19 protein-coding genes are annotated in these 20,873 nt (G+C 68.5%); 10 read left to right on the top strand and 9 right to left on the bottom strand.

Translation table 11 applies throughout. The features are described 5' to 3' along the window. Window positions 1-64 precede the first annotated feature (64 nt). Window positions 65-2,128 (top strand): ATP-dependent DNA helicase RecG, encoded by a 2,064-nt coding sequence (gene recG / locus TPR58_RS10070; protein WP_346246518.1) that lies wholly within the window; start codon window positions 65-67, stop codon window positions 2,126-2,128. A gap of 205 nt (window positions 2,129-2,333) precedes the next feature. On the opposite strand, the gene TPR58_RS10065 is transcribed toward recG, so the two are convergent. After that, on the bottom strand, window positions 2,334-2,660 hold the full coding sequence (locus tag TPR58_RS10065) for a PilZ domain-containing protein (RefSeq protein WP_346246517.1): 327 nt from the start codon (window positions 2,658-2,660) through the stop codon (window positions 2,334-2,336). Window positions 2,661-2,765: 105 nt separating this feature from the next. Next, a complete protein-coding gene (gene tyrS / locus TPR58_RS10060) occupies window positions 2,766-3,995 on the bottom strand; it encodes a tyrosine--tRNA ligase (protein ID WP_346246516.1) in 1,230 nt (409 codons plus the stop codon). 31 nt (window positions 3,996-4,026) lie between these two features. Here tyrS and TPR58_RS10055 point away from each other — a divergent pair, with 31 nt between their 5' ends. From TPR58_RS10055 to TPR58_RS10035, 5 genes are all read left to right on the top strand, one after another. Beyond that, complete coding sequence (locus TPR58_RS10055) at window positions 4,027-4,545, top strand: DOMON-like domain-containing protein (protein ID WP_346246515.1); 519 nt, start codon at window positions 4,027-4,029, stop codon at window positions 4,543-4,545. A 3-nt stretch (window positions 4,546-4,548) separates the two neighbouring features. Next, window positions 4,549-5,745 carry an exo-beta-N-acetylmuramidase NamZ family protein gene (locus tag TPR58_RS10050; RefSeq protein WP_346246514.1) on the top strand — a complete coding sequence of 399 codons (1,197 nt, stop codon included), beginning with the start codon at window positions 4,549-4,551 and terminating at the stop codon, window positions 5,743-5,745. A 51-nt stretch (window positions 5,746-5,796) separates the two neighbouring features. Further along, window positions 5,797-7,002 carry a hypothetical protein gene (locus tag TPR58_RS10045; RefSeq protein WP_346246513.1) on the top strand — a complete coding sequence of 402 codons (1,206 nt, stop codon included), beginning with the start codon at window positions 5,797-5,799 and terminating at the stop codon, window positions 7,000-7,002. A gap of 137 nt (window positions 7,003-7,139) precedes the next feature. Then, on the top strand, window positions 7,140-8,156 hold the full coding sequence (locus tag TPR58_RS10040; protein WP_346246512.1) for a DUF2336 domain-containing protein: 1,017 nt from the start codon (window positions 7,140-7,142) through the stop codon (window positions 8,154-8,156). Continuing rightward, on the top strand, window positions 8,153-9,571 hold the full coding sequence (locus TPR58_RS10035) for a sensor histidine kinase (protein WP_346246511.1): 1,419 nt from the start codon (window positions 8,153-8,155) through the stop codon (window positions 9,569-9,571). The genes TPR58_RS10040 and TPR58_RS10035 overlap by 4 nt, the downstream gene beginning before the upstream one ends. A 12-nt stretch (window positions 9,572-9,583) precedes the next feature. Here TPR58_RS10035 and blaOXA read toward each other — a convergent pair whose 3' ends face one another. Beyond that, window positions 9,584-10,414, bottom strand: coding sequence for a class D beta-lactamase (blaOXA, locus tag TPR58_RS10030; protein WP_346246510.1), 831 nt, complete (start codon window positions 10,412-10,414; stop codon window positions 9,584-9,586). Between the two features lie 22 nt (window positions 10,415-10,436). After that, complete coding sequence (gene bla, locus TPR58_RS10025; RefSeq protein ID WP_346246509.1) at window positions 10,437-11,330, bottom strand: subclass B3 metallo-beta-lactamase; 894 nt, start codon at window positions 11,328-11,330, stop codon at window positions 10,437-10,439. 104 nt (window positions 11,331-11,434) lie between these two features. Here bla and TPR58_RS10020 point away from each other — a divergent pair, with 104 nt between their 5' ends. Further along, a complete protein-coding gene (locus TPR58_RS10020) occupies window positions 11,435-12,304 on the top strand; it encodes a LysR family transcriptional regulator (RefSeq protein ID WP_346246508.1) in 870 nt (289 codons plus the stop codon). Between the two features lie 6 nt (window positions 12,305-12,310). On the opposite strand, the gene TPR58_RS10015 is transcribed toward TPR58_RS10020, so the two are convergent. From TPR58_RS10015 to gltX, 3 genes are all read right to left on the bottom strand, one after another. Then, window positions 12,311-12,523, bottom strand: coding sequence for a hypothetical protein (locus TPR58_RS10015; protein WP_346246507.1), 213 nt, complete (start codon window positions 12,521-12,523; stop codon window positions 12,311-12,313). A gap of 129 nt (window positions 12,524-12,652) precedes the next feature. Continuing rightward, entirely contained in the window at window positions 12,653-13,927 is a 1,275-nt protein-coding gene (locus TPR58_RS10010; protein WP_346246506.1) for a citrate synthase, read from the bottom strand. Between the two features lie 20 nt (window positions 13,928-13,947). Beyond that, window positions 13,948-15,378 carry a glutamate--tRNA ligase gene (gene gltX / locus TPR58_RS10005; RefSeq protein ID WP_346246505.1) on the bottom strand — a complete coding sequence of 477 codons (1,431 nt, stop codon included), beginning with the start codon at window positions 15,376-15,378 and terminating at the stop codon, window positions 13,948-13,950. Window positions 15,379-15,532: 154 nt separating this feature from the next. Between gltX and TPR58_RS10000 the strand changes: the two genes are divergently transcribed. The 3 genes from TPR58_RS10000 (at window position 15,533) to TPR58_RS09990 (ending at window position 18,952) form a co-directional block, all read left to right on the top strand. After that, a complete protein-coding gene (locus TPR58_RS10000; protein WP_346246504.1) occupies window positions 15,533-17,578 on the top strand; it encodes a ComEC/Rec2 family competence protein in 2,046 nt (681 codons plus the stop codon). Between the two features lie 64 nt (window positions 17,579-17,642). Beyond that, window positions 17,643-18,281 carry a 2OG-Fe(II) oxygenase gene (locus tag TPR58_RS09995; RefSeq protein WP_346246503.1) on the top strand — a complete coding sequence of 213 codons (639 nt, stop codon included), beginning with the start codon at window positions 17,643-17,645 and terminating at the stop codon, window positions 18,279-18,281. After that, window positions 18,278-18,952, top strand: coding sequence for a 2OG-Fe(II) oxygenase (locus tag TPR58_RS09990; protein ID WP_346246502.1), 675 nt, complete (start codon window positions 18,278-18,280; stop codon window positions 18,950-18,952). The genes TPR58_RS09995 and TPR58_RS09990 overlap by 4 nt, the downstream gene beginning before the upstream one ends. On the opposite strand, the gene lexA is transcribed toward TPR58_RS09990, so the two are convergent. Then, window positions 18,946-19,629, bottom strand: coding sequence for a transcriptional repressor LexA (lexA, locus tag TPR58_RS09985; RefSeq protein WP_346246501.1), 684 nt, complete (start codon window positions 19,627-19,629; stop codon window positions 18,946-18,948). The genes TPR58_RS09990 and lexA overlap by 7 nt on opposite strands. A 59-nt stretch (window positions 19,630-19,688) precedes the next feature. Further along, window positions 19,689-20,873, bottom strand: a complete 1,185-nt coding sequence (locus tag TPR58_RS09980; protein ID WP_346246500.1) for a molybdopterin molybdotransferase MoeA — start codon at window positions 20,871-20,873, stop codon at window positions 19,689-19,691.

The raw sequence follows: 20,873 nt of genomic DNA, 5'->3' as shown, positions 1-20,873 counted from the left end.
AGAAGGCGAAAGGCCAGTGCAGGGCGGCTTTCGCAATCGCCGCGCTTCGCCTACCTGACGGGCCATGCGGCCCGATCTTCTCAATCCCCTGTTCGCCGAAGTCACCGCGCTGAAGGGTATCGGCCCCCAGCTTGCCAAGCCGCTCGAGCGGCTCGGGCTGGCGCGGGTGGTGGACGTGGCCTTCCATCTTCCCACCGGATGGGTCGACCGGCTGCCGCGCGACGAGCTGATGGCGGCCGATGCGGGCCGGGTGATCGCGATCCGGCTGACCCCGGTCAGCTACAAGATGGGCGGCAGCGCGCGGGCCCCGGCGCGGGTGCACGCGGTCGACGCGCACGGCAATTACGTGACTTTGGTCTATTTCGGCGGCGGATCGGGCTGGGTGAAGAAGCTGCTCCCGCTGAATGAGCCGCGCTGGGTCTCGGGCAAGCTCGAGACCTATGGCCAGGAATTGCAGATGGTCCATCCCGACCATGCCCTGCCGCTGGACGAGGCCGAGGGGCTCGCGATGCGCGAGGCGATCTACCCCTGTTCGGAAGGGATCACGTCGCGGCGCCTCGGCAATTTCGCGGCACAGGCGATCGAGCGCGCGCCCGAACTGCCCGAATGGATCGAGCCGAGCCTGAAGGCGCGGCACGACTGGCCGGACTGGCGGGCCGCGCTGGAGCGGATTCATGCCGATCCGTCGGATGCGAAGGCGCGCGAGCGGCTGGCCTATGACGAGGTGTTCGCGACGCAGCTGGCGCTGTTGCTGGTGCGGGGCGAGGCGCGGGCCAAGCGCGGCAGGCCGCTGAAGGGCGATGGCCGGCTGCGCGACGCGCTGAAGCTGCCCTATGCTCCGACCGGCGCCCAGTCGCGCACGATCCGGGAGATCGAGGGCGACATGGAGCAGCACCGCCCGATGCTTCGCCTGCTCCAGGGCGATGTCGGTGCGGGCAAGACTCTGGTGGCGGTGATGGCGCTGCTGATCGCGGTCGAATCGGGATGCCAGGGCGCGTTGCTGGCGCCGACCGAAATCCTGGCGCGCCAGCATTTCGAGACGCTCGGCCGGCTGTTGTCCGGAATCGGCGTCAACATCGCGATCCTGACCGGGCGCGACAAGGGCAAGGCGCGCGAGGCGACGCTGATGGGCCTTGCCGACGGGTCGATCGATATCCTGATCGGCACGCATGCGATCTTCCAGGACGCGGTCTCCTATCGCGACCTCGGCCTCGTCGTGGTCGACGAGCAGCATCGGTTCGGCGTCGCCCAGCGGATGATGCTCCAGGCCAAGGCCGATCGCCCGCCGCACCTGCTGGTGATGACCGCGACGCCGATCCCGCGCACGCTGACTCTGGCCAATTACGGCGAGATGGATGTCAGCCGCCTTGACGAGATGCCGCCGGGCCGCCAGCCGATCGAGACGAGCGTGATCTCGGAGGATCGGCTGGGCGAAGTGGTCGATGGCCTCGCACGGCACCTGTCGAACGGCGGCCAGGCCTATTGGGTCTGCCCGCTGGTCGAGGAGAGCGAGAAGAGCGACATGGCTGCGGCGGAGGCGCGGGCGGAGACGCTGCGCCAGCGCTTCGGCGAACGCGTCGGGCTGGTCCATGGCCGGATGAAGGGACCGGAAAAGGACGCGGTCATGGCGCGCTTCTCGTCGGGCGAGCTCGGCGTGCTGGTCGCGACGACGGTGATCGAAGTGGGGGTCGACGTGCCCAATGCCACGCTGATCGTGATCGAACATGCCGACCGGTTCGGCCTGGCCCAGCTGCACCAGCTGCGCGGCCGGGTCGGGCGGGGTGGGGGCCGGTCGGTCTGTGTCCTGCTGCGCGGCAACGCGCTCAGCGAGACGTCGCGGGCGCGGCTGGCGCTGATGCGCGAGAGCAATGACGGCTTCCGCATCGCCGAGGAGGACCTGCGGCTGCGCGGCGCGGGCGAACTGCTTGGCACGCGTCAGTCGGGCGAGATGCAGTTCCGGCTGGCGACGCCCGAGATGATGGCCGAACTGATCGCCTCTGCGCATGGCGACGCGCGATTGCTGATCGACCGCGACGGCGGACTGAAGGGCGAGCGCGGCCAGGCGGCGCGGGTCGCGCTGTACCTGTTCGAACGCGATGCCGCGGTGGGGTTGCTGCGGTCGGGATAGGGCCGGGGCGGAGTTTAGGGAAAGACCTTCCGAGCTTCCCCACTCGTCACGCCGGCCGAAGTGCCGGCATCCACCGGTCGGCACATCCCGGAGCAGCGGTTTTCGCGAAGGGTTGGTCTGGACAGCGTGGGGTGATCGCAATGGCCGCCGCCCGTCCGGGATGGAGGGGTCGACCCCGGGACTGCGCCCGGGGTGACGGTGAGGTTTAACGCCCCGATTTCACCAGGATCGCGACCAGCTCATAGTAGCTCGCCAGGTCGATGGGATAGTCGAACTGGCAGCCGATCCGGCCACCCAGCGACCAGCGCACTTGCGCGGCGGTAGGGCCGATGATCGGCAGGGTCACCTGGATCCGCTCGTCGACCGGCAGATCGCTCTCGCACCGCGCCATCAGGCCATGGGGCGACAGGTTGACGATCAGCAGCAGGTGCTGGACGCCATTCGCGCCGGTCGCGCGGGCGCGGTACTCGACTTCGTCGCGGTCCTCGCGACGGGCGTCGAGCAGGGCCAGATTCAGCGCTCCAAAGCTCACACGCACCTCCGCACCGTGCCTGGTGGAACCTCGACCTCTAGCGACGCGGTGTGAAGCGATGACCAACGGACGTGATTAACGCGGCGCGACGATCGCCCGCGTCGATCAGTTGTCGAAGGACAGGATGCCGTGGTTCTTCTTGCCGGCCGACAGGCGCAGCGGCGTGTCGCTCGGATCCAGGACCAGCGTCTCGTCCTCGACCTTGACCCCGTCGACGCGCGCGCCGCCGCCCTTGATCAGCCGGCGTGCCTCGCCCTTGGAACTGCTGAGACCAAGGGCGACCAGCGCGTCGAGGATTCCGATCGGGCCGGTGGCAGCGTGGCTGGGCAGCGACTCGCCGGTCGCGCCTTCCTCGAAGGTGCGACGCGCGGTCTCGGCGGCTTCCTCGGCGGCAGCGGGCCCGCGGCACAGCTTGGTGGCCTCGTTCGCCAGCACCTTCTTGGCTTCGTTGATCTCGGCGCCCTCCAGCGCGGCGAGGCGGGCGATCTCGTCCATCGGCAGGTCGGTGAACAGGCGCAGCCGGCTCTCGACGTCGCGGTCCTCGGTGTTCCGCCAGAACTGCCAGTAGTTGTAATGCGACAGCTGATCCTCGTTCAGCCAGACCGCGCCGCTCACCGTCTTGCCCATCTTGGTGCCGTCGGCATTGGTCAGCAGCGGGGTGGTCATGCCGAACACCTGCGTGCCGTCGACGCGGCGGGTCAGCTCGACGCCGTTGACGATATTGCCCCACTGATCCGACCCGCCCATCTGGAGGCGGCAGCCGGCGCGGCGCGACAACTCCAGGAAATCATAGGCCTGGAGGATCATATAGTTGAATTCGAGGAAGCTGAGCGACTGTTCGCGTTCCAGGCGCAGTTTGACCGAGTCGAAGCTCAGCATCCGGTTGACCGAGAAATGCTGGCCGATGTCGCGCAGGAACGGGATATATTCGAGCTTGTCGAGCCACTCGGCATTGTCGACCAGGATCGCGTCGGTCGGCCCGTCGCCAAAGGTCAGGAATCGTTCGAACACGCGCCGGATCGACGCGATGTTCTCCGCGATCAGATCGGTCGTCAGCAGCTTGCGCGCTTCGTCCTTGAAGCTGGGATCTCCGATCTTGCCGGTGCCGCCGCCCATGATGACGATCGGCTTGTGACCGGCGCGCTGCAGCTGGCGCAGCATCATGATCGACACGAGACTTCCCACATGGAGCGACGGCGCTGTCGGATCGAACCCGATATAGCCCGGCACGATCTGCTTCGTGGCCAGCTCGTCGAGGCCGGTGGCGTCGGTGACCTGGTGGATGTACCCACGGTCGGACAGGAGGCGGAGCAGGTCGGATTGATATTCGGTCATGGCGACGCGCGCCTAGCATGAGGACGCTTCATTGCAAAAGTATCGCTTGGTACCGCATCCCGATTTCCCGCCGCTGGCCGTCACCGGGGTCGAGGTGTCGCTGACCCGCCATGACGGGCGGCACTGGTCGCTGGACTATGCGGTGGACGGTACAGGCGAACTGGTCGTGCCCCATCCGGCCGCGCCCGAGCGGACCGACGAATTGTGGAAGCACACCTGCTTCGAACTCTTCGTCGCGGGCGATGCGGGCTATGTCGAGTTCAACCTGTCGCCCTCGACCGGCTGGGCGGCCTATCGCTTCGACGGCTATCGTAAGGGCGGGCGCGACCTACCGCTGGACAGCGAGCCGCAGGTCACGCGACGGGCGGACGGGGTCGGCGCGCAATTGCTGCTGCCGGCGCTTTCGGGCGTGAACTGGCGAGTGGCCCTGACCTCGGTGATCGAGGAGACCGGCGGGCGGATTTCCTATTGGTCGCTCGCACACCCCCGTTCGAAGCCCGACTTCCACGATCCGGCTTGCTTCGTCCTGCAACTCCCGGCAGCAGGCTGACCCATGAACTTCGGTATCGATCGCCTGCTCGCCGACTCCGCACTTCGCAAGCCGCTGGAAGGGAAGCGCGTCGCGCTGCTTGCCCATCCGGCCTCCGTGACGGCGGACCTGACGCACGCGCTCGACGCGCTGGTGGCGTCCGGACTCAACGTCTCTGCGGTGTTCGGGCCCCAGCACGGCGTGCGCGGCGACCTTCAGGACAACATGATGGAGTCGCCGGACTTCACCGATCCGATCTACGGCATGCCGGTCTTCAGCCTGTACGGCGAAGTTCGCCGTCCGACCGGCCAGTCGATGGGCATTTTCGACGTGATGCTGGTCGACCTTCAGGATGTCGGCTGCCGCATCTACACCTTCGTCACGACCTTGCTCTATGTGCTGGAGGCGGCGGCGGCACATGGCAAGTCGGTCTGGGTGCTCGATCGGCCCAATCCGGCGGGGCGCCCGATCGAGGGACTGACGCTGCGTGCCGGCTGGGAAAGTTTCGTCGGGGCAGGGCCGATGCCGATGCGCCACGGCATGACGCTGGGCGAGATGGGCCGGTGGTTCATCGATCATTTCGGCCTGGACGTCGATTATCGCGTGATCGAGATGGAGGGCTGGGCGCCCGAAACCGGGCCCGGCTTCGGCTGGCCCGCCGAGCGGCCCTGGATCAATCCCAGCCCGAATGCGGCCAACGTCAACATGGCGCGCGCCTATGCCGGCACCGTCATGCTGGAGGGGACGACCCTGTCCGAGGGGCGCGGGACGACCCGGCCGCTCGAATTGTTCGGCGCGCCCGATATCGATGCGCGCGCAGTGATCGCCGAGATGCAGCGGATCGCGCCGCACTGGCTGACCGGCTGCTCGCTGCGCGACATGTGGTTTCAGCCGACATTCCACAAACATGTCGGCCAGCTGTGCAGCGGCGTCTTCATCCATGCCGAGGGCCCGTCCTATGACGACCCCGCCTTTCGGCCGTGGCGGCTGCAGGCGCTGGGGTTCAAGGCGATCCGCAACCTCTATCCCGGCTATGCGCTGTGGCGCGATTTCCCGTACGAATATGTGTTCGACAAGCTGGCGATCGACGTGATCAACGGTGGTCCGGGCCTGCGCGAATGGGTCGACGATCCTGCGTCGCAGCCGCGCGACCTGGATACGCTGACCGTGCCCGACGAGACCGCCTGGGAAGCCGAGCGGGCCAGCTATCTGCTGTACTGATCTGCGAATTCCGCTTCCCGGCGCCCCGACCCATGCCAAGGCAGTTTGATTGTGCAGGACATTCCGACTAACGCCGCCACCATGCTGGCGGGGCTGATTTTCGCGATCGAGGACGCAACCGACCGTCCGGGGACACTGGCGGCGACCCTGCCGTTCGGCGGGATGACGCTGCTCGAATATCAGGTGCGGCTGCTGGCTGGTGCCGGGGTCGAGCAGGTGTTCGTCGCCGTGGGGCGAATGACGCCCGCGCTTCTGGCCGCGGTCGGTCGCGCCAGCGAACGCGACATCCAGGTCGAGATCGTCCGCTCGGCCGAGGAAGCGGCGGAGAAGGTCGGCGACGAAGCCGTGGTACTCGTCTTGGCCGATGGCCTGGTCACGACTGATACGGTGATCGAACGGATGGCATCGGGCGGTGCCGAGGCGTTGCTGGTGACCTCCGACCCGGAAAGCGCGGCGGCGATCGAGCGGCTGGACATGAAGGATTGCTGGGCCGGCATCGCCCGCGTCTCCGGGCGGCAGCTGAGCGTGATCGCCAACATGCCTGCGGATTACGACTTCCAGTCGGCGCTGCTGCGGGTGTCGGTCCAGTCGGGCGCGGAACATATCGCGCTGACCGCCGGCCAGGAGCGGGCCGGGCATCTGGTCGAGTTGAGCGCGGAGGCGCTGTCGGCGCGCAGCAACGGCGTGCTCGCCGCGCTGACCGAGCGCCGGACGAACTGGGCGGACCGATGGGTCTTCACGCCCATTGCCCGGCTGGCGCTGCCCGAGCTGGTGCGCCGCACCATTCCCGGCTGGTCGCTGAGAGTCGGCGCGGCGCTGTTCGCTGCGGTCGCGCTGGGGCTGGCGCTGTATCGCATGCCCGGGGCGGGACTTGCCGTCTCGCTGCTGTCGGTCGCGTTCCTGGCGACCGGTGCGGCGATGGCGGCGCTGCGCGGCGAGATGAAGCGCGCCGACACGCTGGAACTTGCCATTACCGGGCTGTTCGCCGCGATGGTCGCGGCGACCGGCTGGGCCAGCTGGGATGCGATCGCCGACTGGACGCCGGTCGTACTGTCGATCGCGGCGATCGGATCGCAGGTGCTGGTCGAACGGGTCCCCGCCCGGCCGCGCCGCTGGTGGGCGAGCCCCGCGGCGCATCTGCTGATCCTGACGCCGCTGGCGCTTGCCGATTATGCCGAGGCGGGGCTTGCGGTAATCGCGATTTACGCCTTCGGAACGCTGTCCGCCGCGGTTGAGGCGATGCGCGAAAAGCCTTAGCCTCCTGTTAACGATGATCGCTGTATTCGGAGACCATGTCAGACAATCCCGTCGACATGCGAGATGGCCATGCCATCCGCCTGGAAAGGCTGCTCGCTCGCGCGGGCGCTGCGGAGGTTTGCGCCAAACGCGCTCTGATGACTGCGACCGACGACTTTTTCCTGCCGGAGGACCAGCGGCTTGGCGAGCAGATGCGCTCGTCGATGGCCATCGTGCTGCGCACGCTGATCGACATGATCGAGGCCGAGATCCGCGACCATGCGGCCCGGCTGCTGACCGCTCGCGGCGAAGCCGAGACGGCGCAGGCGCTGACGGCTGACGCCGATCCCGTTCTGTCCCGGCTGATGCAGTCGGGCCTGTTGCGGGATCCCGAATTGATGGCCGAGCTGATCGCGCGGGTTCGCGCGGAACTGATCGGCAACGCATTGCCGATGGACGGGGTTGTGGATCCCGAGCGGCCCAGCCTGATCAACCGCTTCGTGCAGCATCCCGATCGCCTCGTCGCCTCGGGTGCCATGGCGGTGCTGATCGCCGAAAGTCGCCGACGCGCGGGTGCCGAGCGGCCTCAGGTCGCCCATGCCGAGCTTCCGGCCGAACTCCATCACCGGATGACCTGGTGGGTGGCCGCGACGCTGCGCGAGCGGGCCTGTCGCCAGCATGAGGGATCGACCGACGCGCTCGACCGCGCCCTGGCCGATGCGGCGACCCGCAGCCTGGCCGCCTATGACGAGGGCGAACGGCTGGAGGCTGCGGCGATGCGCTTCGCTGCCGCGGTCGCGTCGTCTCCCGCGGAGCTGGCCGGGTTGCTGGGCGAGGCGCTGGCCGATCGCCGCATCGTGCTGTTCACCGCGCTGCTGGCCTATGCGCTGGGTGTGGATTACGCGCTGTCGCGGGAGATCGTGCTGGACCCCGCGGGCGATCGTCTCTGGCTGGCGCTGCGCGCGCTGGACCTGAAGCGCGAGGATGTTGCGCGGATCGGCTATGCCCTGTGCGAGGCCGATGCCCGCCGCGACCTCGAGGAATTTGCCGACCTGCTCGATCCGATCGCTTCGATCGCACCGGACGAGGCGCGCCTGGCACTGGCACCGTTGCGGCTTCATCCCGATTATCGCGCCGCGGTGTCCGCGCTCAGCCGGTCGGGGCGCGGCGCATGACGGGCGGGGGTACCGGACTGGCGGTCGCGTTGGCTACGGTCGATCGCGACGGCAGACTGATCGACGCCGACGGGCGGCTGGCCGAACTGAACGCGCGCGCGGGCGGTGCGCCGGGACAGCCGGTGGCGGTGCCGCAGATCGCGGCGCTCGTCCGCCTGGCCCAGCGCTTGGGCATCGGCATCTCGCGCAACGTCATCGCCGCCGATGGTGAGGAAGACCTGGAGCTCTGGGTCCGCGCCGAGCCGCGCGACGGCAAGATCGGCGTGGAAGTGACGGGGTGGCGCCCCCGGCCGGTGTGGCGATCGGTTGCGGCCGAGCCCGAACGGGACGCCGATTTCTTCCGCTCTTCGGCCGATTGGCAATGGGAAACCGATGCCTCGCTTCGCATTACCTTCCTGTCGTTCGAAGCGGGCGCGCGCTACGGTTTCGACAGTGCCGCCATGCTGGGCCAGCCGCTCACCCGGATGTTCGCACTGGCGCAGGACGAGCATGGCAATCTGCCGATCCTGACCGCGGTGGCGGCGCAGGCGCGGTTCGACGGCCAGAAGGCGGAACTTCGCGATACCGGGCGGTCGGTGCGTCTCGATGCGACGCCGCGGATGGATCCGGGCGGCCGCTTCGCCGGCTTCATCGGCGGGGCGCGGATGCTGGACGAGGGGCCGGAACCCGTGGTCGAGCCGGCGCTCCCGGCCCGATCCTTCGGCGGCTTCCCGGACTCGCTGAGCCAGCGACTCGACCGGGCGCTGCGGGGGCCGCTTGGCAAGATCATCGCCAACGCCGATTCGATCAGCGCGCGGACCGAAGGGCCGCTCAAGGCCGACTATGCCGATTATGCCGCCGACATCGCCAATGCCGGACGGCATCTGCTGGCGCTGGTCGACGACCTGGTCGATCTCCAGGCGATCGAGCGCGAGGATTTCGCGACGATCGAAGAAGCCATCGATCTCGCCGATGTCGCACGGCGCGCGGCCGGGCTGCTTGCGGTACGCGCCGTCCAGGCCGATGTCCGGATCGACCGGCCTGCCACCGGCCAGTCGATGCCCGTGACCGGCGAGTTCAAGCGGGCGCTGCAGATCCTGGTCAACCTGATCGGCAACGCCGTCCGCTATTCGCCCGCCGGCGGAACCGTGTGGATCCGGCTCGAATATAGCGCCAGCATGGCCCATGTGATCGTCGCCGACCAGGGCAAGGGGATCGCCGAAGCGGACCAGCAGCGCATTTTCGACAAGTTCGCGCGCGTCGATCCCGACGAGCCGGGCGGAAGCGGGCTCGGCCTGTACATCGCGCGCCGGCTGGCCCGGGCGATGGGCGGCGACATTGCCGTCGATAGCGCGCCGGGCCTGGGTGCCCGCTTCATCTTCACGCTTCCGGCACGCGAGGCACCGGTCACGCGGACCGGCGTCTTCGGCGCCTGAGGCGAGCGGACGTCAGCCGGCGAGCGTCGCGATCCGGCGCAGCAGGTCGGTCCGCATCGCCATGCCGCCGGGCTGGCCCTGCGCTATCGCGGACCCCGCGCCGAACGTCGCGAACGCCAGCCGGCGCTTGCCCTTGCCGGCCCAGCCGACGAACCAGCCGAGCGGGGTGCTGCGGTCGGGCTCGCCGTCGGCGCCATTCAGCCAGCCGCTCCCGGTCTTGCCGTGCACCGTCCAGCCGCCGCTGCCTTCGAACACCGGCAGGATCGCCTCGGTCATCGCCTGTGCCCGGGTCGAGATCGGTAATCTGCGCGCCAGCATCGCCCGCAGCAGCGCGACCTGCTCGTCCGCCGAGACCAGCAGCGACGACGACAGCCAGCTGTGCGTCAGTCCGTCGTTCCGCCCGGGCGTTCCCGACACGTCGCGATTGCCGTAGCCGATCCGGTCGACATAGGCCTTGAACCGGGCGGCCCCGAGCCGCCGGGTGATCTCCCGCGAATACCAGATGACCGAATTTGCCTCATAGCTCGTGGGGTCGGTCCGCTGCTTCTCGGCGTCGCGGCTCGCCTGGTGGATGCGCGGATCATAATCCCAGGCGGGGGTGTGGGCATCGATCAGGATGCCCGCGTCATAGGCCATCAGCGCCAGCGGCACCTTGAAGGTCGAACATGGCGTGAAGCGGGTAGCCGCCGCACCCGTCCTGTGCAGGATCCGTCCGCTGGCCGCATCGGCCAGCACCAGCGCGCGGATAGCGGTGGCGGGAAGGGCGCGGGCAAGCCCCGGCAGTCCGGCGCAGCCGGCACCCAGCGCCAGCGCGCCAAGCGCGCGGCGTCGATCGATCATCATGGTCGTTACTCCTCGGGTTCGCTCAGTTCGGCCGCTTGGCCAGTTCGCCACGCAGAGTGCGCTCGGCGGCATCGACCTGCCGCCCGAGCTCGGCGGGGTCGACAAAGGCGAGGGCATCGCCCGCCTGCTGACGCTTCCGCTTGCCCGCCAGATCGAAGGCATCGGGATGAAAGTTGACGAAGATGTCGGCACGAAGCCCGCGCAACGTCGCGAAGGTCGAGGCGAACTGCTTCTGCGCCTCCGGCGTCAGTTCGCGTCCCGCCACGCTGATGCTGCAGGCGAAGACCATGTTCAGCGATCGTTTGCCCTCGCTGACCTTCGTCGTCCAGCTGGTGCAGCCGGGGGTATGGCCGGGGGTCACGCGCGTCACCAGGTCGATCCTGCCGAGCCGGATATGCGCGCCATCGGCGATCACCCGGTCGACCGCGACCTTGGGAAAGTCGAGCAGGTCGTCGCGCCCGGCCGTGTGACCGCTCTCCAGGTCGGCGCGATCCCCGGCGCTCGTGAGCAGCTTCGCGCCGGTCGCGCGCTTCAGTTCGGCAAGCCCGCCCGAATGGTCGAAATGCGCATGGTTGATCAGCAGGATTCGCACGTCCTTCGGGTCGAACCCCAGCTTGCGGATATTGGCCAGGATCAGCGGCGCACTCTCCGGCAGGCCGCCGTCGATCAGCACATGACCCTTGGGATCGGTGATGAGGAACGCCGACAGGCCGGCGGTGCCGACATAATGGACGTTGCCCGCGATGCGGAACGGCTCCTGCGGCTGGTTCCACTCGCGCCGCTGGTCGGTCCAGCCACCGTCATCCTGCGCAAGGGCGGCACCGACGAGCGAAACCGACAGGGCCAGTCCGGCGATCGCGAGACCGAAGGTCGGAAGCGCGGTGCGGGTGCAGGGGGTCTGGCGATCTCGTGTCACGGCTGCGCTCTCCATCTTTTGATGGTGCGAAACTGACCCATCGGTGTCACCCGCACAAAGGATCAAAGCTGGCCTCTGACCCCAGGAAAACTTATGGCTCGGCGATGGTCCGGCCGCATCTTCCGCTCAATGCGCTGCGTGCGTTCGAGGCATCGGCCCGGCACCTGTCCTTCACCCGCGCCGCGATCGAGCTGTGCGTGACGCAGGCGGCGATCAGCCATCAGGTCAAGGGGCTGGAGGCGCGGCTCGGCGTGCAGCTGTTCCGCCGCCTGCCGCGCGGCCTGGCGCTGACCGATGAGGGGCTTGCACTGGTGCCGACGCTGGCGGACAGTTTCGACCGGATCGCCGAACTGGTGGAGGGGATCGCGACCGGACAGGCGACGCAATTGCTGTCGGTCGCGGCGGTCGGCACCTTTGCCACCGGCTGGCTGATGCCGCGCCTTCCCGCCTTCCACGCGGCGAATCCGCGCATCGACCTGCGGCTGTTCACCAATAACAATCGAGTGGACCTGGCGGGGGAGGGGCTCGATCTCGCGATCCGCTTCGGCGATGGCGCCTGGCACGGGACCGAGAGCGTCGGGCTGATGCAAGCGCCGCTGACGCCGCTATGCACGCCGGCGCTCGCCCGCGAACTGCATGCGCCGCGCGACCTGCTGGCGATGCCGCTGCTGCGCTCGTACCGCGCCGACGAATGGTCGCGCTGGTTCGCCGTGGCGGGCATCACCGCGTCCCCGCTGAAGGGACCGGTATTCGATTCCTCGCTGGCGATGGCCGAGGCTGCGCTGCAGGGGCTGGGCGTGGCGCTGGCACCGCCGGCGATGCTGACCCGCGTGCTCGACGACGGCGCGCTGGTACGGCCGTTCGCGCAGGAAGTGGCGACCGGCCGCTACTGGCTGACCTGGCTCAAGTCGCGCACGCCGAGCGCCGCGATGGTTGCGTTCACCGACTGGATCGGTGACGCCTGCACCGATTGAGGGCGGTCAGCGTCGCCGCCGGCGCACCGGGACGACGCGCATCCCGGCGATCACCAGCGCGCCCAGCGCCGCGATCACCGCGCCGCGCGTGATCCACACGCTGTTGTCGATCATCATGCTGCTGGCCGGATAGCGGATCACGCCGAATCCCTGGAGCATGAAGACCAGCCCCGCGATCAGCGCGAGGATACCGACAAGGGTCAGGAGGGTGCGGCGCATCATCGGCTCCAGTCATTCGTCCCGCCGGTGCGGGACGTCTCCGGAAAACGAGCGGCCTCCGGTTCGTATCCGCCGATGGTGGAGAGAAGAACCGTGCGGCCCGGCCGGAGCCGGGCCGCGATCGGGACTTCAGCGCTTGTCGACGGGCAGATAGTCGCGCTGCGTCGGGCCGGTGTAGAGCTGGCGCGGACGGCCGATGCGCTGCTCGGGATCCGAGATCATCTCGTTCCACTGAGCGACCCAGCCGACGGTGCGGGCCAGCGCGAACAATGCGGTGAACATCGTCGTCGGGAAGCCGATCGCCGACAGGATCACGCCCGAATAGAAATCGACGTTCGGGAACAGCTTCTTCTCGACGAAATAATCGTCCTTCAGTGCCATTTCCTCGAGCTGCAGCGCAACCTCGAACACCGGATTGTCGACCTTCAGTGCGGCGAACACCTCGCGCACGGTCTTCTGCATGACGGTCGCGCGCGGGTCGTAGTTCTTGTACACGCGGTGGCCGAAGCCCATCAGGCGGAACGGATCGTTCTTGTCCTTGGCGCGCGCGATATATTCCGGAATCCGCTCCGGACGGCCGATCTCGTGCAGCATGTTCAGCGCCGCTTCGTTCGCGCCGCCATGCGCCGGGCCCCACAGGCAGGCGATGCCCGCCGCGATGCACGCGAACGGGTTGGCACCCGACGAACCGGCCAGGCGCACGGTCGAGGTCGACGCGTTCTGCTCGTGATCGGCATGGAGGATGAAGATGCGGTCCAGCGCCTTCTCCACCACCGGGTTGACCTCATATTCCTCGGCCGGAACGCCGAAGGTCATGCGCAGGAAATTGCCGGTGTAGCTCAGGTCGTTCTGCGGATAGAGGAACGGCTGGCCGACGCTGTACTTGTACGCCATCGCCGCGATCGTCGGCATCTTCGCGATCAGCCGGTGGCTGGCGATCATCCGCTGGTGCGGATCGGTGATGTCGGTCGAGTCGTGATAGAAGGCCGACAGCGCGCCGACCACGCCGCACATCACCGCCATCGGGTGCGCGTCGCGGCGGAAGCCGCGATAGAAGGTCGCCAGCTGCTCGTGCAGCATCGTGTGGCGGGTGATGGTGTAGTTGAACTTGTCGAGCTCGGCCTGGTTCGGCAGCTCGCCGTTCAGCAGGAGGTAGCTGACCTCCATGAAGCTCGAATGCTCGGCAAGCTGGCCGATCGGATAGCCGCGATGGAGCAGGACGCCCTCGTCGCCGTCGATATAGGTCAGGCCCGATTCGCAGCTGGCGGTCGAGGTGAAGCCCGGGTCGTAGGTGAACATCCCGGTCTTGCCGTAAAGCTTGCGGATGTCGACGACTTCCGGACCAACGCTCCCGGAGAGGACGGGATAGTCTGCTTCCCCGATCTTCAGCGTGGTGTCCGTCATGGTCAGTCCTTTCGTTTTCGTCAGGCGGTTGCGTCGATCTGATCGGCGATCCGTCCAAGGCTTTCTTCGCGGCCCAGCAGCACGAGGACGTCGAAGATGCCGGGGGAGGTCTTGCGGCCGGTCAGCGCAGCACGAAGCGGCTGCGCGACAGCGCCGAGTTTCACCCCTGCATCCTCGGCGACCTTGCGTACCGCCGTTTCGAGCGCTTCCGTATCCCAGCTTTGCGCGCCGTCAAGGGCCGCATGAAGCTGGGCCAGCAGCCCCCTTGCGGCGCCCTCTAGCAGAGGCTTGGCCGCTTCGTCCAATTCCAGTGGGCGGGTGCGAAACAGAAAGGCCGCGCCATCGGCCAACTCGATGAGATTGGCGGCGCGCGGCTTCAGTTCGCCCATGCTGCGGCGCAACAGGTCGAGCTGCGATTCGCTGAGTTCGAAATCAAGGCGTGCGGCGACGAGATCGGCCAGTCGGTCATTATCCGCCTCGCGGATATAGTGACCGTTCAGGTTCTCCAGCTTCTTGAGATCGAACCGGCTTGGTGACTTTCCGACGCCGGCGAGGTCGAACCATTCGATCGCCTGGTCGAGGCTGATGATTTCGTCATCGCCATGACCCCAGCCGAGCCGGAGCAGATAATTACCCAGTGCCTCGGGCAGGATGCCCAGCTCGTCGCGATAGGCGTCGACGCCCAGCGCGCCGTGGCGCTTGGACAGCTTGGCGCCGTCCGATCCGTGGATCAGCGGGATGTGCGCATAGTTCGGCTCGGGCCAGCCCATCGCGCGATAGATCGGCAGCTGGCGGAACGCGTTGTTCAAATGATCGTCGCCGCGGATGACATGGGTGACCCCCATGTCGTGATCGTCGACCACGACCGCAAGCATATAGGTGGGCGTCCCGTCGGACCGCAGCAACACCAGATCGTCGATCTCGCTGTTCTGGACGGTGACCTCGCCCTGGACCAGGTCGCGAATCGTCGTCGCGCCCTCGGTCGGCGCCTTGAGCCGCACGACATAGGGCTTGCCCGCTTCGTTCGGCACCTGATCGCGCCAGGGCGAGCGGATGCGAAGCGGCTTCTTCGCCGCTTCCGCCTCGGCACGCATCGCCGCCAGTTCGTCCTGCGTCAGGTAGCAGCGATAGGCCGCGCCCTTCTCGACCATCTCGTTGGCGACCGCGGCATGGCGCTCGGCACGGGCGAACTGATAGACTTCGTCCCCGTCCCAATCGAGCCCGAGCCAGCGCATTCCATCGAGAATGGCTGCAATCGCGGGCTGCGTGGAGCGTGCGCGATCGGTATCCTCGATGCGCAACAGGAACTTGCCGCCGTGATGGCGCGCGAAGAGCAGGTTGAACAGCGCGGTGCGGGCGCCGCCGACATGGAGGTATCCCGTGGGGGACGGCGCGAAGCGCGTGACGATGGTGGTGCCGGTGGTGGTACCGGTCTCAGATGATGCGCTCAACCGCGCCTGCTCCCAGACTTGAAATAATATGGCCAGTTCAGCCGCCGAGGCCCCTAGCACGGGCCTGACCGCCCTTCAAACGACAGTGCGGCACTGGGGTTTCACGGTCTTTTCGACAATCGAACGCCGGCTGGAGGCTGAGCGCGAGCAACTGGTGCTGTGGGTTCCAGTGGTTCTGGGCGCGGGAATCACGGCCTGGTTCCTGCTGCCCGGCCCCGACCAGTGGCTGGCGTTCCTGGCTGCGGCCGCCGCGCTGGCGGTCGTCGGCGTCGCGCTCCCGGCGGGCGGCCGCCTGGGAAGGGCGGTGATCGTCGTCGCCCTGGGTCTGGCGCTCGGCTGCAGCTGGATCTGGTGGCGGGCCGATCGCGTCGCCGCGCCGGTGCTTGCCCGGCCGGCGGTTGTTGCCTTCGATGCGCGGGTCGAACGGCTCGAGCAATTGCCGGCGCGCGGTCTGGTCCGGCTGCGCCTGATGCCGGTCGACCGCACCGACCTGCCGCCCCGGGTGCGCGTCAATCTGGCGGAGGCGGACGTGCCGGCGGGCCTTGTGCGGGGCAGTGTCGTGCGCCTGCGCGCGCGGCTGATGCCGCCGCCGCCGCCCGCGGTTCCCGGCGCCTATGACTTCGCCCGGGTCGCCTGGTTCGACGGCATCGGCGCCACCGGCCGCGGCTTCGCGCCGGTCACGATCCTGTCCGGGGGCGGCGAGGGTGGCCACGACCTGCGCACCCGCCTGTCGGCGCATATCCAGTCGCGTATCGAGGGAAGCGCAGGCGGCATCGCCAGCGCGCTGGCGACCGGCGATCGCGGCGCGATATCCGACGCGGATTCGGAGGCGATGCAGCGATCGGGCCTGGCCCATCTCCTGTCGGTGAGCGGCCTCCACGTCACCGCGGTCACCGCGGGCACCATGCTGGTCGTGCTGCGCCTGCTGGCGCTCAGTCCCTGGCTGGCGCTGCGGCTGCGGCTGCCGCTGGTCGCCGCGGGTGCGGGGGCGGCGGCCGCGATCGGCTATACCCTGCTGACCGGCGCCGAAGTTCCCACGATCCGATCCTGCGCCGCGGCGCTGCTGGTGCTGCTCGCGCTCAGCCTGGGGCGGGAGGCGATCACGCTCCGGCTGGTCGCGACCGGCGCGTGCTTCGTCCTGCTGCTCTGGCCCGAGGCGCTGGCGGGGCCCAGCTTCCAGCTCAGCTTCGCCGCGGTCACCGCGATCGTCGCCTTGCACGAGAATCGTACCGTGCGCCGGTGGTTCGAGCGACGCGAGGGCGAGGGGCGGGCGGTGCGGCTGACGCGCGGCCTGGCGTCGCTGCTGCTGACCGGCATCGCGGTCGAACTGGCGCTGATGCCGTTGGCGCTGTTCCACTTTCACAAGGCCGGACTCTATGGGGCGCTGGCCAATATCGTCGCAATCCCGCTGACGACCTTCGTCATCATGCCGCTGGAGGCGCTGGCCTTGCTGCTCGATCTGGTCGGGCTTGGCGCACCGGTCTGGTGGCTGACGGCGCAGGCGCTGAACCTGCTGCTGTGGATCGCGCGCACCGTGTCGTCGGCACCGGGCGCGGTCGCGGCGCTGCCCGCCATGCCGATGGCTGCCTTCGCGCTCTGCGTGGCTGGTGGACTCTGGCTCGCCCTGTGGCGAACGCGGATCCGGCTGGTCGGGGCGGTGCCGCTGACGATCGGCATGGCCTGGGCGCTGATGACGCCGCCGCCCGATCTGCTGGTGACCAGCGACGGGCGCCATCTGGCGATCCGGACCGCCAATGGCGGGATGGCGCTGCTGCGCGACCGTGCGGGCGACTATATGCGCGACATCCTGGCCGAAAATGGCGGCGAGCAAACGCTGGCATTGCTCGGCGAGGAGCCGGCGGCGCGCTGCAGTCCCGATGTCTGCGCGATCGACGTCGCCGCGGGCGAGCGCCGCTGGCGGGTGGCCGCGACGCGCAGCGCCTATCATCTGCCCTGGACGGAGATGTCTGCGCTGTGTGCGCGAAGCGATATCGTCGTCAGCGACCGGCGACTGCCGCTGGGTTGCACGCCGCGCTGGCTGAAGCTCGATCGCGCGATGCTGGCGCGGACCGGCGGCGTCGCGATCCGTTTTTCCGATGGCCATGTCGCCACGGTCAGCCGCGGCACGCAGCATCCATGGCTTGACCCGCCCCGGGTGATGCCGCCACGACAGCGGACACCCCGTCGGAGAGGCGATTGATGCGTGCGTTAGCTGTTGAGCCGTCGATGCGATCGGCTGTCGCGGTTTTGGCGGCGGCGGGGCGATGACCAACCCGCTCGACCGCGTCCCGCCGCACCTCGTCATTTCCGACTTTCTCCCGGCCGCAGACCATGTTGCGCTGATCGACTGGACGCTGGCGAACCAGGCGCGGTTCGAGCCGTCCGGGCTGGGGCGGGAGCGGGCGCTCGACACCGGCTTCCGCAATTCACTGAGCCTCAGAGGCGAAGGCCCCCGGCCCTGGGTGGCGCCGCTGACGGCGACCATGATGCCGTTGGTGCCGGGCTGGTGCGCGGCGCTTGGCATTGCGCCCTTCACGCTCGACCAGCTCGAGTTCGACATGGTCGCCTATAATGACGGCGCCTTCTACCGCCGCCATGTCGACACCGGCGTGGGCGGCGGGCGAACCCCCCGGCCCGGGTCCGCAGCCTTTCGGATGATCACCGCCGTCTATTATTTTCACCGCGAGCCGAAGCGATTCCAGGGCGGTGCCCTGCGTCTCCACTCGCTGGCGCATGACATTTCCTATGGCGACGTGCCGCCGACCCAGAACAGCCTGGCGGTCTTTCCTGCCTGGGCCCGGCATGAAGTCATGCCGGTCGCCTGTCCGTCTCGCGACTTTGCCGACTCGCGCTTCGCGATCAATTGCTGGGTGCGCCGGACGCCGCCGGCGGCGGTCGCATGAACCTGCTTCAGCGTCCGCCCATCCACGCCCGCCGCGACGACGTGCTGCCGCAGGCGGAGCATGCCGCGCTGATCGACTGGGCGCTCGCCAACGAGACGGCGCTGTCGGACTCGAGAGTGGGCAAGGGCCAGGTCAGCGACGATCGCAGGCGCGCGCGCAGCTTCTATGGCAGCGCGGATTGGAAGCGGACCAGCGTCGCGCATATCGACGCGCTGCTGCCCGGCATCCTCGCCGATCTCGGCATGGCGCATTTCCGGCGCGACGGGTTCGAGATCGAGATGGTCGTCTATGGCGATGGCGGTCATATCCGGCCGCATCACGACACCGCCACCGGGCTCAGCCGACATCCGCACGACCGGGTGGTGACGATCGTCTATCATTTCCACCGCGAGCCGCAGGGTTATTCGGGCGGTACGCTGAGGTTGCTGGCGAAGATGCCCGGCGCCGACGGCAAGCGCGCCTGTGTCGACCTGGAGCCGCGTCAGAACGGATTGATCGCCTTTCCCAGCCTGGCGATCCACGAAGTGCTGCCGGTCAGCGTGCCCTCAGGCCGTTTCGAGGACTCGCGCTTCGGAATCAATTTCTGGGCGCAGCGTCATTATCGCGCCGCGGCGGGGGCGGACGCTGTCGCCGCCGACCCGATCCGGGCTGGCGGCGAACAGGATCAATAGCGGCGCAGCAATCCGGCGAGCTTGCCCTGGATCCGCACCTGGCCGGGCGCATAACGCTGCGGCGAATAATCGCGGTTGGCGGGGTCGAGCCGGACCATCGATCCTTCCTTGCGGAAGAATTTCAGCGTCGCCTCGGCTTCGTCGATCAGCGCGACGACGATCTCGCCGTCCCGCGCACTCTCGGTCTTGCGGATCAGCGCATAGTCGCCGTCCAGAATACCGGCCTCGACCATCGAGTCACCCGCAACCTCAAGCGCATAATGCTCGCCAGCACCCAGCAGTGCGGCAGGAACCGGAAGCATCGACGATCCTTCCAGCGCCTCGATCGGGGTACCGGCGGCGATCCGGCCGTGCAGCGGAATTTCGAGGACGTCATTGGCCGGTTCGCGAACCCGCGGGGCCAGGGCGACGACATTGTCCTCGACCGGCGCCTTGGCGGCGGGCGCAGACCTGGTTTCGCCACGCTCCGGCATCTTGATGACTTCCAGCGCGCGGGCGCGATTGGCGAGGCGACGGATGAAACCGCGCTCCTCCAGGGCCGAGATCAGGCGATGGACACCGGACTTGGACTTGAGGTCGAGCGCTTCCTTCATTTCCTCGAACGACGGCGAGACGCCGGTGTCGTTTAGACGGTCGTTGATGAAGCAGATCAGCTCGTGCTGCTTGCGGGTGAGCATGCCCCGGGTCCTCTCGTTGGAACAGACTGGGAACGTTTACGCAATGTTCCGGAAGCGTGTCAAGCGATATCGAGGATCGCCACCGGCGCGCCTCGCTCGACCGCGGGCGCATGCGGGTCGCGCAGGATCAGGCAGTCGGCGCGGGCGAGGGTGCGCAGCATCGAACTGTCCTGGATGGTCGAGGCGAAGGCGCGCCCGTCAACCAGCGTCCCGCGCAGATAGTCGGTGCGATGGTCGTTGGCCGACAGCGCCTCTCCGGCAGTCACGATCCGCGGCTCCGGGAAGGGGCGAGCGGCGCCCGACAGATGCGCGACCAGCGGGCGAACGAACAGCTGCGTCGTGACGAAGGCGGAGACCGGATTGCCGGGCAGCCCGAGCAGCACCGCCTTGCCCAGGCGACCCGCCATCATCGGCTTGCCCGGCCGCAGCGCGATGCGCCAGAAATCGATCGTCGCCCCCGCCGCCTCCAGTGCCGGCCGCACCAGGTCGTGATCGCCCACCGATGCGCCGCCGGTGGTGACCAGCAGGTCGGCATCGACCGACCGGAATGCCGCCTCCAGTATCTCGGCGCGGTCGGGCAGGATGCCGAGATCGATCAGTTCGACCGGCAGGCCGGCAAGCTGCGCCGCGAGCATCAGCCGGTTGGTCTCGGGCAGCTGGCCGGGTGCCAGCGGGGTGCCCGGTTCGACCAGTTCGTCGCCGGTCGCGGCGTAGGCGACGCGAACCCTACGCCGCACCGGAAGCGTCGCATGTCCCGCCACGCCGGCCAGCGCCAGCCGCTGCGGCGTCAGCCGCGCGCCGGCGGCGATCAGCATGTCGCCCTCGGCGAAATCCAGTCCGCGCCGCCGGACGTTGCGCCCGTGATGCCGCGGCCCTTCGCCCGCCAGATGCAGCACCGCGCCGTCGCGCCGTGCCTCTTCCTGGACCATCACCGTGTCGCTGCCCGCGGGCAGCGGGGCGCCGGTGAAGATGCGGACCGCCTGTCCCGCCCCGACGGCCTGGTCGAACCCGTGCCCCGCCGCACTCTCGCCCGTCACCTGCCAGGGCCCCGGCATGTCGTCGAAGCGGATGGCATAGCCGTCCATTGCCGACAGGTCGGCGTCGGGCTGGGTGCGCAATGCGACGATCTCGGTTGCGGCCCAGCGGCCATGTGCCTGCGCGAGCGGGACGGTCTCGACATCGACCGAGGGGGCGAGGGCGATCAGTCGCTGCTGCGCATCCGCCACGGGGAGAAGGACTGCCAT

The organism is Sphingomonas rustica (assembly GCF_039652585.1).
Taxonomy (GTDB): Bacteria; Pseudomonadota; Alphaproteobacteria; order Sphingomonadales; family Sphingomonadaceae; genus Sphingomonas; species Sphingomonas rustica.
This window is presented reverse-complemented; position numbering and strand designations above follow the sequence as displayed.